Annotated in this window: 13 protein-coding genes and 1 riboswitch; of the genes, 8 read left to right on the top strand and 5 right to left on the bottom strand. The window is 64.4% G+C overall.

Annotated features, from left to right (window positions below; genetic code table 11):
• Positions 1-8 precede the first annotated feature (8 nt).
• Positions 9-234: riboswitch (Lysine riboswitch) on the bottom strand.
• Between the two features lie 109 nt (positions 235-343).
• Positions 344-1,672 carry an amino-acid N-acetyltransferase gene (gene argA, locus MUW49_RS05520; RefSeq protein WP_041215931.1) on the bottom strand — a complete coding sequence of 443 codons (1,329 nt, stop codon included), beginning with the start codon at positions 1,670-1,672 and terminating at the stop codon, positions 344-346.
• Between the two features lie 252 nt (positions 1,673-1,924).
• On the opposite strand from argA, the gene msrA reads away from it, so the two are divergent.
• On the top strand, positions 1,925-2,557 hold the full coding sequence (gene msrA / locus MUW49_RS05515) for a peptide-methionine (S)-S-oxide reductase MsrA (RefSeq protein ID WP_010674365.1): 633 nt from the start codon (positions 1,925-1,927) through the stop codon (positions 2,555-2,557).
• A 310-nt stretch (positions 2,558-2,867) separates the two neighbouring features.
• Here msrA and MUW49_RS05510 read toward each other — a convergent pair whose 3' ends face one another.
• From MUW49_RS05510 to MUW49_RS05500, 3 genes are read right to left on the bottom strand one after another with little or no spacing between them, the layout of a single operon-like run.
• On the bottom strand, positions 2,868-3,203 hold the full coding sequence (locus MUW49_RS05510) for a DUF3802 family protein (protein ID WP_244812497.1): 336 nt from the start codon (positions 3,201-3,203) through the stop codon (positions 2,868-2,870).
• 60 nt (positions 3,204-3,263) lie between these two features.
• Complete coding sequence (locus MUW49_RS05505; protein WP_244812496.1) at positions 3,264-3,743, bottom strand: GNAT family N-acetyltransferase; 480 nt, start codon at positions 3,741-3,743, stop codon at positions 3,264-3,266.
• Positions 3,744-3,746: 3 nt separating this feature from the next.
• On the bottom strand, positions 3,747-4,118 hold the full coding sequence (locus MUW49_RS05500; RefSeq protein ID WP_244812495.1) for an MmcQ/YjbR family DNA-binding protein: 372 nt from the start codon (positions 4,116-4,118) through the stop codon (positions 3,747-3,749).
• Between the two features lie 106 nt (positions 4,119-4,224).
• On the opposite strand from MUW49_RS05500, the gene MUW49_RS05495 reads away from it, so the two are divergent.
• Positions 4,225-5,019 (top strand): alpha/beta fold hydrolase, encoded by a 795-nt coding sequence (locus MUW49_RS05495; protein WP_244812494.1) that lies wholly within the window; start codon positions 4,225-4,227, stop codon positions 5,017-5,019.
• Between the two features lie 15 nt (positions 5,020-5,034).
• On the opposite strand, the gene MUW49_RS05490 is transcribed toward MUW49_RS05495, so the two are convergent.
• Positions 5,035-6,012 carry a LysR family transcriptional regulator gene (locus MUW49_RS05490; protein WP_080767962.1) on the bottom strand — a complete coding sequence of 326 codons (978 nt, stop codon included), beginning with the start codon at positions 6,010-6,012 and terminating at the stop codon, positions 5,035-5,037.
• 61 nt (positions 6,013-6,073) lie between these two features.
• On the opposite strand from MUW49_RS05490, the gene MUW49_RS05485 reads away from it, so the two are divergent.
• From MUW49_RS05485 to MUW49_RS05460, 6 genes are all read left to right on the top strand, one after another.
• The gene (locus MUW49_RS05485; protein ID WP_244812493.1) at positions 6,074-7,771 is read left to right on the top strand and encodes an L-lactate permease; all 1,698 of its coding nucleotides are present in this window, start codon (positions 6,074-6,076) and stop codon (positions 7,769-7,771) included.
• A 12-nt stretch (positions 7,772-7,783) separates the two neighbouring features.
• Positions 7,784-8,575, top strand: coding sequence for a (Fe-S)-binding protein (locus tag MUW49_RS05480; RefSeq protein ID WP_244812504.1), 792 nt, complete (start codon positions 7,784-7,786; stop codon positions 8,573-8,575).
• On the top strand, positions 8,568-10,004 hold the full coding sequence (locus MUW49_RS05475) for a LutB/LldF family L-lactate oxidation iron-sulfur protein (RefSeq protein WP_244812492.1): 1,437 nt from the start codon (positions 8,568-8,570) through the stop codon (positions 10,002-10,004). The genes MUW49_RS05480 and MUW49_RS05475 overlap by 8 nt, the downstream gene beginning before the upstream one ends.
• Position 10,005: 1 nt before the next feature.
• Positions 10,006-10,650, top strand: coding sequence for an LUD domain-containing protein (locus MUW49_RS05470; protein ID WP_244812491.1), 645 nt, complete (start codon positions 10,006-10,008; stop codon positions 10,648-10,650).
• Positions 10,650-13,442 carry an FAD-binding and (Fe-S)-binding domain-containing protein gene (locus MUW49_RS05465; protein WP_244812490.1) on the top strand — a complete coding sequence of 931 codons (2,793 nt, stop codon included), beginning with the start codon at positions 10,650-10,652 and terminating at the stop codon, positions 13,440-13,442. Before MUW49_RS05470 ends, MUW49_RS05465 begins: the two co-directional genes overlap by 1 nt.
• Before the next feature lie 133 nt (positions 13,443-13,575).
• A partial coding sequence (locus MUW49_RS05460; protein WP_244812489.1) for a hypothetical protein occupies positions 13,576-14,062 on the top strand: 487 nt, incomplete at its 3' end.

Below are 14,062 nucleotides of genomic sequence, written 5' to 3'. Positions count from 1 at the left end.
CGAGGATCCCGGCCAGAAGCACTCCACCTGCAGAGCCCATCCCGTACCCGCCCCAAGGTGGGGCGCGGTGTGGGATGACCACTACCGATGACAACCTGGGGGATTCAGCCCCCGCAGCCGACGTGGCGGTGTCCAGTCACTCGCCTCGTCTCGGCGCTGCTCCCCCTGACCCAAGTTCACCGGACACTGGTGTCCTCCCTTGGGCTGCCTGGGCAGCGCTCCTCTTCTGGTGCCACCTGTGACAGGTGGCGTGCATGTACAAATACCTTGGTCTGGATTGCACTGTCAATCGAGTTCGTAAAAAAGAACAAAATTGACGCTAACCAGGCACAAGATCAATCAGTTACGAAATGGTCTTGGACAAAACCTTGGAGCGACGCTGCCAGTTGTAGAAGCGCTGGCGCTCCACCGGCAGATCTTCGACTTCCAGGGGATCGAAGCCCCGCTCCCGGAACCAGTGGATGGAGCGGGTGGTGAGCACGAACAGGCGACGGATGCCGAGCCGCTTGGCCCGCTCGGCCACCTTGGCGATCAGGGTGTCCCCCCGGTTGGAGTTGCGATATTCCGGGTGGATGGCGACGCAGGCCATCTCGGCCATGGCTTCTTCCATGAAGCAATAGAGCGCGGCGCAGCCGATGATGAGGCCGTCCCGCTCGATGATGGTGAACTTGTCTATCTCCATCTCCAGCTGCTCCCGGGAGCGGCGCACCAGGATCCCTTCCTCCTCCAGCGGACGGATGAGGTCCAGGATGCCGCCGATGTCCTCAATGGTGGCGGCCCGGGCCCGCTCGGCGCTTTCGCGCACGATCTGGGTACCCAGCCCCTCGCGGCTGAACAGCTCCTGCAGCATGGCGCCGTCGTCCTGATAGCTCACCAGGTGGGAGCGGGGCACGCCACCCCGGCAGGAGGCGATGGCCGCGCGCAGGTAGCGGGCGGTGCCTGACATCTCTTCACCCGCCTGCTCCAGCGCCACCAGCAGCTCTTCGGCCTGTTCGGGGAAGAGCTCGGAGATGGCCTCTCCGTGCCTGTCCATTACCCCCTGGGTGCTGCTGAAGCAGATGAGCTTGTCGGCTTTGAGATCCACCGCCACCCGGCGGGCTACCTCTTCCGAGCTCAGGTTGAAGCTCTCGCCGGTGACCGAGCAGCCAATGGGGGAGATGAGCACCAGGCCGTGCTGATCCAGCTGGCGGGTGATCCCCTCCACATCGATGCGACGCACCCGGCCGCTGTGGCAGAAGTCGATGCCGTCATCCACACCCAGCGGCTGGGCGGTGACGAAGTTGCCGCTCACCACGCTGATGCGGGCCCCCTGCATGGGGGTGTTGGCGAGGCCCATGGAGAGCTGGGCGGTGATGTCGTATTGCAGACCGCCGCACACCTGCTTGATGATGGCGAAACTGGCATCGTCGGTGACCCGGATCCGCTTGTGATACTGGGCCTGGATGCCGGCGCGGGCCAGGGCCTCGTCATTTTGCGGACGCGAACCAAACACCAGCACCAGGCGGATCCCCAAGGTCTGCAGCAGGGCGATGTCGCTGACGATGTTGGCGAAATTGGGGTGACAAATGGCTTCCCCGCCGATCATCAGGACGAAGGTGGCACCCCGGTGCACATTGACATAGGGGGTGGATTGCCGAAAGGCATGGACCAGGCTGGGTTCGCGTTCACGCACGTGTTTCATTCCATAAAAAAGCAGCAATTTGCCCAATATATGAAAATAAATTCACAAATCAAGACTAAATATCGACTTGATGTTTTTTTGTCGCCATTTTGACCAGTGCGGGCGGGGAGGGGGAGACGCAGGCGAGGGCGGGAGGGTAGCCCCGGGGGCCGCTCCCTGGTTGATCCGGGCTAATAACCTGATATCTTCGGTGTTCCTTTTCGTCAGCCGCATTGCGCGGGGTTTTATACAAGGACAGGGCATATGGAGCAGATTATTTCACCGGCAGAGGCGCTGCCGGGACGGCGGGAAGCGCTGGAGATTGGCCAGGTGCACGCAGTAAACGGCCACCCGACCCAGGGGCCCTGGCCCGAGGGGATGGAGCTTGCCTGGTTCGGCATGGGCTGTTTCTGGGGGGTGGAGCGTCTGTTCTGGCAGCAGCCCGGGGTCTATTCCACCGCCGCCGGGTATCAGGGGGGGCTGACCCCCAATCCCACCTACAAGGAGGTGTGCAGCGGCCTGACCGGCCACGCCGAGACGGTGCAGGTGGTGTTCGATCCCAAGGTCATCAGCTATGGGGATCTCGTCAAGCTGTTCTGGGAACACCATGATCCGGCCCAGGGGATGCGCCAGGGTGGCGACATCGGCACCCAGTATCGCTCCGTCATCTTCGTCGGGGACGACACCCAGGAGGCGATTGCCCAGCAGAGCCTGGCCGCCTACCAGCAGGCCATGACGGCGAGCGGTGACGGGCGCACCATCACCACCCGCATCCTGCCGCTGGCCCCCTTCTATTACGCCGAGGATTATCACCAGCAATATCTGGAGAAGAATCCCGAGGGGTATTGCGGCCTGGGGGGCATCGGCGTCTGCCTTCCTCCCAGCCTGAATCGCTGAGGCGTCATTGCATACCACGGGGGCCATCAGGCCCCCGTGTCATTGTGATGAAAAATAATTGAAAAAAATGCGTCAGGTGGGGAACTAAACTGAACCCTGGCTGACCAACAGGGTAGCGACCACGGATGGTTGCCAAGACCAGACACATTTTTTTGCCCCGAAATTCATTACTCTGACAAGCGCGATGAATTGACAATGCTAGCAAGCAGGGCTGCCCGATGAGGCGGCCCTTTTCATTTTTCATTGGGCGTCCCGCCTCACTCCTCGCCTCATTGCATCTCGTCCCCTTGCCGTCACGGCAGGGGTGGGATCAGCTGATGGTGCTGTCGAACAGGTTCTTGATGAGGTCGATGAACTCGATGAGGAAGGCTTGCTGGGCTTCGCTGGGGGCGGACAACCAGACGGCGGAGAGCACCTCTTCCAGGTCGGCGACCACGGCATCGGCCTCCTGCATGATCAGGAAGCGCACCTTGGGGTCGAGCTGGGGGTTCTGCTCGCAGATGGCCATCAGGTTGTCGGCCACCCGGCTGCTCACCAGATCCTCGATGGTCTGGGCGCCGCCGCCTTGTTGCTGGTTCTCGAACAGACCCAGACTCTCTACCAGATACTCGATCAGCGCAATGTAACCGTCGCTCTCTACCACCATGATGGCTGCCCTTTCTTCATTACCTTGGGGAAATGGTGCGTATTTTAGTGGCTGAACCCGTCATGGCAAGCGGCAGTGGAGCCGATGGCGGATAAATTGGACACCGCCGCGCTCCACCGTCTCCAATCCGGTCAGCAGGAAGCCGTGACGCAGGAAGAGAGCGAGGCTGAAGGCGCTCGCCTCCGTGGTGAGGCTGCCAAGTCCCATCTGGCTGGCGGCTGCCAGCACCCGCTCCAGCAGCAGGGTGCCGAGCCCCTGGCGCGGATGATCCGCGCTCACGTAGAGCAGGCTGAGATGACCGTCATCGCTCAGGGTGGCAAAGCCAAGGGGCACATCGTCTTGCTCGATGACCCAGCCATGGTGCTCGCGCAACTGGCTGGCAAGCCCCGGGTGATGGGCGCCCCTGGCCCACTGCTTCACCTGATCCGGGCTGTAGTGTGCAGGCCCCAGGCGGCGTACCGACTGCTCGAACAGATCCAGCAGCCTTGGTATGTGCGCCTCCTCGAGGGGGACGATGCGGGGAGAAGAAGGAGACGGCATGGGTCAACCCTCCCTGATGGTCGCGCGGGGGGCCTGGGGCCGCTTCGCCCTGGGCAGGCCCGCCATCACCCGCTCATAGGAGTGGACTATCCAGCCCTGCCAAAGATCGTCAGACAGGCCTTCACTCAGTGTCACTGTGTTCCAGTGCTGCTTGTTCATGTGCCAGCCCGGTTTCACCTCGGGGTGGATCTCCCGCAGCAGCAGGGCGAGCTCGGGTTCGCACTTCAGGTTGATGGAGAGGGGCTCCGCCTGCCAGTCCACCAGGGCAAACATCTTGCCGGCGATGCGGTAGACCAGGATCTCCGGGCCGAAGGGGGTGTCCTCGGTGGCGCCGGGCTGGCTGAGCAAAAATTCACGCAATTGAACGAGGATCATGGGGACTCCAGGCTGGTCCGATCATGGTGGAAGCATGTTCACCGGGGTGAGCCTTCTGTTAATATGCGCGCCGAGTATACCCCCCATCACCCCGGGAGCCCATGAGATGTTGTACCACAAGACCTTTGAACTGGGTCCCGATCGGGATTGGGTGGTGTTCGTGCACGGTGCGGGCGGCAGCTCCTCCATCTGGTTCAAGCAGTTGCGGGCCTACCGGGAGCACTTCAACGTGCTGCTGCTGGACCTTCGCGGTCACGGCCAGTCCAACCAGCTGCAGCAGGTGGTAAAGGGGCACTACAGCTTTCGGGCCGTGACCGAGGACATCCTGCGTCTGCTGGATCACCTGCGCATCCCCCATGCCCACTTCGTCGGCATTTCGCTCGGTACCATTCTCATCCGCCACCTGGCGGAGCTCTGCCCCGAGCGAGTCAAGAGCATGGTGCTCGGCGGCGCCATCCTGCGTCTCGACATCCGCTCCCGGGTGCTGGTGCAGCTTGGCCGCCTCGGCCAGCACTTCCTGCCCTACATGTGGCTCTACCGCCTGTTCGCCTTCGTCATCATGCCGCGCCAGCACCATCAGGAGTCCCGCAACCTCTTCGTGCGCGAGGCCAGAAAGCTGTGCCAGAAGGAGTTCAAGCGCTGGTTCCGTCTCGCCACCGAGGTGAACCCCCTGATGCGCTACTTTCGCGAGCGGGCCCTGCCCATTCCCACCCTCTACGTGATGGGGGAGGAGGATCACATGTTCCTCGCCCCTGTGCGTGAGCAGGTGGCCCGCGACCCTTACAGCCGCCTCGAAATCATCGAAAAGTGCGGCCATGTCTGCAACGTGGAGCAGCCGGATCACTTCAACCGCCAGTCCCTGGCGTTTCTCTCCCGTCAGGCGGCGTCGTCCGCTCTTTGAAGCCCGACAAGGGCCTCAGATGAAGTAGTGGCCAATCTCCAGATAGCGCTGGCGGATGTGCTCGATGAGCAGCCTTATCTTGCGCGGCGGCTGGCGGGTGAAGGGGTAGACGGCGTAGATGCCGAGCTTCTTGCCCACTTGATCGGGGAAGAGATCCACCAGCTCGCCGTTCATCAGATCGTGATAGACCAGACAGCGTGGCACATAGACGATGCCGCGCCCCCCCAGCGCCGCCTTGCGCAGGGCGCCGGCGTTGTCGGTTGAAAAGCTCCCCGACACCGACACCAGATAGTTGCCCTCCTCCCCCTTGAAGGCCCACTCCGAGGCCCCCGTGCTCTGGTAGGCGTAGCGCAGGCAGTTGTGGGTGAGCAAGTCTGACGGCTCCCGCGGCGCCCCGAAGCGGCGCACATAGGCGGGGGCGGCGCAGATGACCCACTGGGAGTCGAGAATGTGGCGGGCAATCAGGCTCGAGTCATCCAGATAGCCGGTGCGAATGACCAGATCGAACCCCTCTTCCACCAGGTTGACGAAGCGGTTGTCCAGCGACATCTCCACCGTGAGCCCCGGGTGCTGCTGGCAAAAATCGGCCACCGCATCGGCGAGCAAGAGCTCGCCGGAGATGGTGGGCACCGACATCCGCACATGACCGCTCACCTTTTCACCAAATCCCGCCACCGCGTCGAAGGCGTCCAGGGCGGCGGCCTTCACATTTTTGGCACCTTGATAGAGCGCCTTGCCCGCCTCGCTCAGGGTGAGCCGGCGGGTGGTGCGATAGAGGAGCTGCACCCCGAGCTCCTCCTCAAGGCGCCCGATCCGCTTGCTAACCACTGAATTTGTCAGGGAATTTTGTTCAGCTACCTTGCTGAAGGATCCGGCCTCCACCACCTGGGCGAAGAGGATGAGGTCGTCGGTACTGGCCATATTGATCAACTTTTGGAACGAATGTTGTTCATTATTTCCATATATTGCGAAAAAGGAACAGGGTAAGGTCACGTCCGCTTAACAAAACAACAACAAGGTGCGCCTCTGCACCCCTCTGGACAAGGACGCAATGATGACAGACACCCTGCTGGCCCTGGTGGCCTTCTCGCCGATCCTGGTGGCCGCCGTGCTGCTGGTCGGCCTCAACTGGCCCGCCAAGCGCGCCATGCCCGTCGCCTTCCTGTTGACCGTGTTCATCGCCCTCTGGGGCTGGCAGATGAGCCCGACCCGGGTCTTCGCCTCCACCCTGCAGGGGCTGGTGATCACGGTGACCGTGCTCTGGATCGTGTTCGGCGCCATCCTGATGCTCAATACCCTCAAACACACCGGCGCCATCACCGCCATTCGCGGCGGTTTTACCAACATCTCGCCGGACAGGCGCATCCAGGCCATCATCATCGCCTGGTGCTTCGGCGCCTTTATCGAAGGGGCCTCGGGCTTTGGCACTCCGGCCGCCATCGCCGCGCCGCTGCTGGTGGCCATCGGCTTTCCGGCGCTCGCCGCCGTGCTGCTCGGCATGATGATCCAGTCCACCCCGGTGTCGTTTGGCGCGGTGGGCACCCCCATCCTGGTGGGCATCAACAAGGGGCTGGATAACCAGGCCATCGGCCAGACCCTGAGCGCCGGTGGCAGCAGCTGGGACATCTACCTGCAACAGGTGACCACCAACGTGGCCCTCATCCACGCCACCGTCGGCACCCTGATGCCGGTGCTGATGGTGATGATGCTGACCCGCTTCTTTGGCCGCAACCGCAGCTGGACCGAGGGGCTTTCCATCCTGCCGTTCGCGATTTTCGCGGGGCTCGCCTTCACCGTGCCTTACGCCCTCACCGGCATGCTGCTCGGCCCCGAGTTCCCGTCCCTCATCGGCGGCCTGGTGGGGCTGGCTCTGGTGGTGACGGCGGCGCGCCATGGTTTTCTGGTGCCGAAGAACATCTGGGATTTCGCCCCCGAGAAAGAGTGGCCCGCCGAGTGGTTGGGATCCCTCAAGCTCGATCTCAAAGAGGCTGCCGGCCGCCCCATGTCGCTCATGCTGGCCTGGCTCCCCTATGTGGCGCTGGCCCTCTTGCTGGTGGCGAGCCGGGTGAGCCCGGCATTCAAGGCTAGCCTCCTGTCGGTGAGCCTCGCCTTCACCGACCTCTTGGGTGAGAAGGGGGTCAGCGCCTCCATTGAGCCGCTCTACCTGCCGGGGGGCCTGCTGGTGTTCTGCGCCCTGCTCGCCACCCTCATTCAGGCCCGCGCCCTGGCGCCCCTCGGCCGCGCCGTGAGCGAGTCCAGCCGCACCCTGATCGGCGCCGGCTTCGTGCTGATTTTCACCGTGCCCATGGTGCGTATCTTCATCAACTCCGGCGTCAACGGGGCGGATCTCGCCAGCATGCCGGTGACCACCGCGAATTTTGCCGCCGGGCTGGTGGGGGAGTTCTTCCCGGCCCTCAGCGCCACCATCGGCGCGCTGGGGGCCTTTATCGCCGGCTCCAACACGGTATCGAACATGATGTTCAGCCAGTTCCAGTTTGAAGTGGCCCAGACCCTGGGGGTCTCCACCGCCGCCATGCTGGCCCTGCAGGCAGTCGGCGCCGCTGCGGGCAACATGATCGCCATTCACAACGTGGTGGCGGCCTCGGCCACCGTGGGGCTGCTCGGCCGTGAGGGGGCGACGCTGCGCAAGACGGCGCTGCCGACCCTCTACTACCTGCTGGTCACCGGCCTTATCGGGCTGGCGCTCATGTACAGCTTCCACATCTCGGACGCACTGCTGCAGCTCAAGTAAGGAGAGCAAGTGATGAAGGTAATGCGGGTCTACCCGGCCAAGCCGGCCGATGTCTATCTCTACGCCACCTGTCTGGTGGACCTGTTCGACCCGGTGGCGGGGCTCGATGCCATCGCCCTGATCGAGCGGGAAGGGATAAGGGTGCACTTTGTCGAGAAACAGACCTGTTGCGGGCAGCCGGCCTACACCTCGGGTCACGAGGAGGAGGCGCGCAAGGTGGCGCAAAGCCAGATGGCGCTCTTCCCCGAGCCCTGGCCGGTGGTGGTGCTGTCGGGCTCCTGCGGCGGCATGATGCACCACCACTACCGCCGCCTCTTCCCCGAGAGCCCCGAGGTGGCCGATTTTTGCGATCGGGTGTTCGAGCTCACCGAGTTTCTGGCCCGGATCTGCCGGGTGCGCTGGCACGGGGTGGGGGAGGCGAGCATCGTCATGCACACCTCCTGCTCGGCCCGGCGCGAGATGCAGGTACACACCACGGCCCGCAGCCTGCTGGGGCAGCTCGATGGCGTCACCTTGCATGAACAGGCCTACGAGAGCGAGTGCTGCGGCTTTGGTGGCACCTTCTCGGTGCGCCATCCCCACATCAGCCAGGCCATGGTCGAAGACAAGACCCGCCACCTGCTGGCCACCGGCGCCGACACCCTGGTGAGTGCAGACTGGGGGTGCCTCTTGAACATCAAGGGATCCCTGGCCTATCAGGGCAAGACGCTTCCCGCCACCCATCTGGCGAGCTTCCTGCTCGCCCATAGCGAGCCAGTGGCGCAGGGCTTACAAGCGCAAAAACAGGAGGCCCATCATGAGTGAGCACGCCAAGTATTCGCCGCGCCGCTTCCATCCCCAGGCCGAGGCGGCCCTGGCCGACCCGGTGCTGCGCCAGAATTTTCGCGGTGCCATGGATTACCTGCGCGCCAAGCGCCGGGATGCCTTCGCCGACCCCACCGAAGAAGCGGCGGTGCGCGATGCGGCGGAGCAAATTCGCCAGCGCTGTCTCTCGCGTCTGCCCGATCTTTTGGAGCAGCTCGATGCCAACTGTGAGCGCAACGGCATAAAGGTGCACTGGGCCCAGACGCCGGACGAGGCCAACGCCATCATCCTTCGCATCGCCCAGCAACACGGGGTGAGCAGCATCGTCAAGGGCAAGTCCATGGTGAGCGAGGAGGTGGGCTTCAACCACGAGATGGCGCGCCACGGCATCCGCTGCCTTGAGAGCGACATGGGGGAGTTTATCGTCCAGCTCGACGGCGACACCCCATCCCACATCATCATGCCCGCCATCCACAAGAACAAGCAGGAGGTGAGCGACACCTTCGCCGGCAACCTGGAAGGCTTCACCCCCACCACCGACGTGGACGCCCTGATCCAGACCGGGCGGCGGGCCCTGCGCGAAGAGTTTCGCCGCGCCGGCATGGGGCTCTCCGGCGTCAACTTCGCGGTGGCCGAGACCGGCAGTCTGTGCCTCGTCGAGAACGAGGGCAACGGGCGCATGTGTACGACGGTGCCCAAGGTCCACGTGGCCATCACCGGCATCGAGAAGGTGGTGGAGTGCTTATCCGATGTGCCGCCCCTTTACAGCGCCCTGACCCGCTCGGCCACCGGGCAGGCCATCACCACCTACTTCAACGTCATCAGCGGCCCGCGCCGGGCAGGGGAGCTGGATGGCCCGGACGAGGTGCACCTGGTGCTGCTGGACAACGGCCGCAGCCAGGCTTACCGGGATGAGGAGCTGCGCAAGACCTTGCAGTGCATCCGCTGCGGCGCCTGCATGAACCACTGCCCGGTCTACACCCGCATCGGCGGCCACGCCTATGGCACCATCTACCCGGGGCCCATCGGCAAAATCATCTCCCCCCACCTGCTGGGGCTGGAAAGCACGAGCGATCTGGTGACGGCCTCCAGCCTGTGCGGTGCCTGCGGCGAGGTGTGCCCGGTGCGCATCCCCATTCCCGACCTGTTGCAGCGCCTGCGCCGGGAGGCCAAGCACGACGCACAGCCCGGCCACGAACCGCTGGCGGGGCAGGGGGCGGCCAGGAGCCGGCTCGAGACGTTTGCCATGCAGGGCTTTGCCTTTGCCGCCACCCACCCGCGCCTCTATCACGCCGCAACCGGGGTGGCCGGTCGTCTGCGGGGCTTGATGCCCAAACACCTGGGCCCCTGGACCCAGTGCCGCGAAGCCCCCAAACCCGCCCCCCAGAGCCTGCACGCCCTGCTGCGCCAGAAGAAGAAGGAGTCCTGATATGTCGAGCAAAGAGGCCATATTAAGTCGCCTGCGCGGCGCCGCCACCCCCATTGCCCGCACTCCCCATGGCTGGCAGCCCTGGCGCGGGGCAGATGACGGCGCGCGGCGTGAGCGCTTTGTTGCCGGGATCAGCGCCAGCCATGCCGAGATCCTCACAGTCCAACAGGCAACCCTGGCCCGAGATCTGGCCGCCTGGCTGAATGAAGAAGGCGTGACGCATCTGGCCTGTGGCCAGGGCGGTCGCTGGCAAGTCGAAATCGCGGCGGCTTGCGCCGGGCGATCTGTGTTGATCCCCTCTGGCGAGTTCGCAAGCTGGAAGGACGATCTGTTCGACGTCTGTCAGGCGGGTATTACCCACTGCGCGGGCGCCATCGCCGATACCGGGACGCTCGTATTGCTGCCGGATGGCGGCGAGCCGCGCACCTTGTCCCTGGTGCCCCCCTGCCATATCGCCCTGCTGGCGGCTTCCACCATCGCCGACAACCTGGCGGGGCTGGTGGCGGCCGGGCGCTGGCAGCAGGCCATGCCCACCAATCTGTTGCTGGTCTCCGGCCCCTCCAAGACCGCCGACATCCAGCAGACCCTGGCCTACGGCGCCCATGGCCCGAGTCGCCTGCTGGTGGTGCTGGTGGAGGATTGCTGATGCGCTGGAATGAATTTGACGCCGCCGTGCTCTCGCGCATCCCGCCGGAGCGGCTGGTGAGCGACCCGGACTTGCGATTGGCCCACGGCACGGACGCCAGCTTCTACCGCCTGGTGCCCGAGCGCATCGTGCGCCTCGACTCTTTGGATGAAGTGCGCTTCGTGCTGTCGGTGTGCCGCAAATTGCACCTGCCGTGTACCTTTCGCGCCGCCGGCACCAGCCTCTCGGGCCAGGCCCTGAGCGATTCGGTGCTCATCACCCTGACCGACAGCTGGCGCGGCCACCGCATTCTGGACGAGGGGGCCCGCATCGCCCTGCAACCCGGGGTGATCGGTGCCGATGCCAACCGCTATCTGGCACCTCTGGGCCGCAAGATTGGTCCGGATCCCGCCTCCATCAACGCCTGCAAGCTCGGCGGCATCGCCGCCAACAACGCGAGCGGCATGTGCTGCGGCACCGCCCACAACAGCTATCACACCCTGCACGCCATGACCCTGCTGCTGGCCGATGGCACCGTGCTGGAGAGTGGCGACCCTCACAGTCGCGCCGCCTTGGCGGCCCAGCGTCCGGAGCTGCTCTCGGGGCTCGCCGCCCTGCGCGCCGAGGTGCTGGCGAATACTGAACTTGCCGCCAAGATCCGCCACAAGTACCGGCTCAAGAACACCACCGGTTACGCCATCAACGCCCTGCTCGACCATGAGGACCCCGTCGACATCCTCACCCACCTGATGATCGGCTCGGAGGGGACCCTCGGCTTTATCGCCGAGGTGGTGCTCGACACCGTGCCCGAATACCCCCACAAGGCGTCGGCCCTGCTGGTGTTTCGGGACGCTGAGCAGGCCTGTCTGGCCACCTCGCGCCTTAAAGCTGCGCCGGTGGCGGCGGTGGAGCTGATGGATGGGCGATCCCTTCGCTCGGTAGCGGGCAAGCCCGGCCTGCCGGACTTTATCAAGGCGCTGGATCTGGCTGCCTGCGCCTTGCTGATCGAAGTGCATGGAGAATCGAAAGAGGAGCTGGTGGATCGCTGCGAGCAGGTGATGGCCATGGCGGCCGAGTTCGCTCAGGTCGCTTCTGTGCCCTTTACCGGCGACAGCGCCGGGCTCTGGGCCATTCGCAAGGGGCTCTTCCCGGCGGTAGGGGCGGTGCGCACCACCGGCACCACCGTCATCATTGAGGATGTCGCCTTTCCCATCGAGCGTCTGGCCGAAGGGGTGGCGGGGCTGCAGCAACTGTTCGATCGCTTCGCATACGGTGAAGCCATCATCTTCGGCCACGCGCTGGAGGGAAACCTGCACTTCGTTTTTACCCAGGGGTTCGAGGATCCGGCGCAGGTGGCCCGCTACGGCGCCTTTATGGATGCGGTGGCGGAGCTCGTCGCGGTGCGCTTTGGCGGGTCCCTCAAGGCCGAGCACGGCACCGGCCGCAACATGGCCCCCTATGTGGAGCTGGAATGGGGGCCGGAGGGGATGGCGCTGATGCGGCGCATCAAGGCGCTGCTCGACCCCGATAACCTGCTCAATCCCGGCGTCATCATCAACGACGACCCCAAGGCCCACCTGGCACACCTCAAACCCATGCCGGCGAGTGATGCCATCGTCGATCCGTGCATCGAGTGCGGCTTTTGCGAGGCGGTCTGCCCCTCGCGCACCCTGTCGCTCTCGCCGCGCCAGCGCATCGTGCTCTATCGCGAACTGGCCCGCCGCACTCGTGCCGATGAGCCCTCCAACCAGTTGGCCCGGCTGTTTGACTATCAGGGGATTGAGACCTGCGCCGCCACCGGGCTCTGCGCCGATCGCTGCCCTGTCGGCATCAACACCGGCAGCCTGATCAAGAAGCTGCGTAGCGAAAAGTACCAGCGCTTCGTGCCCATCGCCCGCTGGAGCGCCGATCATTTCGCCGGCGTTACCCGCACGGCCCGTGGGGCGCTGGGCCTCAAAGCCATTGCCGGCAAGGTGTTGGGAGAGAAAGCGCTGGCAGGGTTGGTGAACGGGGTTCGCCATCTGAGCGGCCAGCGCACACCCGCCTGGCTGCCCACCCTGCCGGGGCCGAGCCGCTACCAATGGCCACCAGGGGAGGGAAGCCATGACGACTCCAGCGGGCGCTCTGTGGTTTATCTGCCGTCGTGCGCCAGTCGAGTGTTCGGCCAGCAGGAGGAGGCCCCGTCACTGCCGGACGTGGTGTTATCCCTGCTCAAGAAGGCGGGCTGCCGGGTCATAGTGCCGGCGAGAGTTGAGGGGCTCTGTTGCGGCATGCCCTATGACAGCAAGGGGATGAGCGAGGTAGCGGGAGCCAAGCGCAGTGAGCTGGCCGAGGCCCTGTGGCAGGCAAGCGAGCAGGGGCGCTGGCCCGTGCTGCTCGACACCAGCCCCTGCGTGCAGCGGCTGCTCTCGGGGGCGCTCGGCAAGGGCCTTCGGGTGTTCGAGCCCGCTACCTTTGTGCTGGAACACCTGCTGCCATACCTTGAGCTGACCCCCCTTGATGAGACTGTGATGCTCCATATCACCTGCAGCAGCCGGCGCATGGGGCTGGGGGATAAGATGCTGGCGCTGGCCCGAGCCTGTGCCCGCGAGGTGATCGTGCCTGAGCATATCCAGTGCTGCGGCTTTGCCGGCGACAAGGGGCTGATGACCCCGGAGCTCAACGCAGCCGCCTTGGCAAGCCTGCCTGACCAGGTCCCCGCCAATTGCCGTCAGGGATTCAGCAACAGCCGCACCTGCGAAATGGGGCTCAGCCAGCACGCCGGCATTCCCTATCACAGCATCCTCTATCTGGTGGATCAGGCGGCGAGATAGAGAAAAAAACGGCAGGATAACTATCCTGCCGTTTTCAATGGGGTGAACAAGGTGGCTTAAAAACGGGACTTGTCTGGTGCTACGTGCTATGAAAGGGGCCGATGCTGATACGAACGATGGCAAGGAAGGATTGATGACGCCGCTAAACCACTATCTGCCTGCCTATCACTTCTGTGAAGAGCACGCTCGCGACATTGCCGCCGACCCGCGCACCGTCATCCAGGCGGCGTCCAACTATCGACCGGAAGCGGATCCGGCCTTTCGCCACCTGATCGGCTTGCGGGAAGTGCCGATGCGCCTTGGGCATCTTCTCGGTCGCCAACAGAGCGCCAGCCCGCCTCCCTTTGGCTTGGACAGATTCGTGCCGCTCGACAGCCATGACGACAACACGCTGCTCTACGGCCTTGTCGGCCGGTTCTGGCGGCCGGACTTTGGTCTGGTGACCATAGCGGACAGTCAGGCGTATCTGGACTTTGCGGCGCCAGGCGTTGCAAAACTGGCCCTGGGGTTTTCGGCCAGCCGCCAGCCAAACGGCACCACCCGGTTGACCACCCAGACAAGGGTGTTCTGCCCGGATCTGGCCTGCCGCCTCAAATTCGCACCTTACTGGTATCTGATCC

This window comes from Aeromonas sp. LsrichE-8G (assembly GCF_022869435.1).
In the GTDB taxonomy this organism is placed as follows: Bacteria; Pseudomonadota; Gammaproteobacteria; order Enterobacterales; family Aeromonadaceae; genus Aeromonas; species Aeromonas caviae.
The sequence above is the reverse complement of the archived record's forward strand: the minus strand, read 5'-3'. Positions and strand labels throughout refer to the sequence as shown.

Bases quoted from the DNA above. Each gene is read 5' to 3' on its own strand.
- MUW49_RS05505 (WP_244812496.1), bottom strand. From the start codon at position 3,743: ATGCCGTCTCCTTCTTCTCCCCGCATCGTCCCCCTCGAGGAGGCGCAC.
- msrA (WP_010674365.1), top strand. From the start codon at position 1,925: ATGGAGCAGATTATTTCACCGGCAGAGGCGCTGCCGGGACGGCGGGAA.
- MUW49_RS05480 (WP_244812504.1), top strand. From the start codon at position 7,784: ATGAAGGTAATGCGGGTCTACCCGGCCAAGCCGGCCGATGTCTATCTC.
- MUW49_RS05500 (WP_244812495.1), bottom strand. From the start codon at position 4,118: ATGATCCTCGTTCAATTGCGTGAATTTTTGCTCAGCCAGCCCGGCGCC.
- MUW49_RS05495 (WP_244812494.1), top strand. From the start codon at position 4,225: ATGTTGTACCACAAGACCTTTGAACTGGGTCCCGATCGGGATTGGGTG.
- MUW49_RS05510 (WP_244812497.1), bottom strand. From the start codon at position 3,203: ATGGTGGTAGAGAGCGACGGTTACATTGCGCTGATCGAGTATCTGGTA.
- MUW49_RS05470 (WP_244812491.1), top strand. From the start codon at position 10,006: ATGTCGAGCAAAGAGGCCATATTAAGTCGCCTGCGCGGCGCCGCCACC.
- MUW49_RS05465 (WP_244812490.1), top strand. From the start codon at position 10,650: ATGCGCTGGAATGAATTTGACGCCGCCGTGCTCTCGCGCATCCCGCCG.
- MUW49_RS05485 (WP_244812493.1), top strand. From the start codon at position 6,074: ATGACAGACACCCTGCTGGCCCTGGTGGCCTTCTCGCCGATCCTGGTG.
- MUW49_RS05475 (WP_244812492.1), top strand. From the start codon at position 8,568: ATGAGTGAGCACGCCAAGTATTCGCCGCGCCGCTTCCATCCCCAGGCC.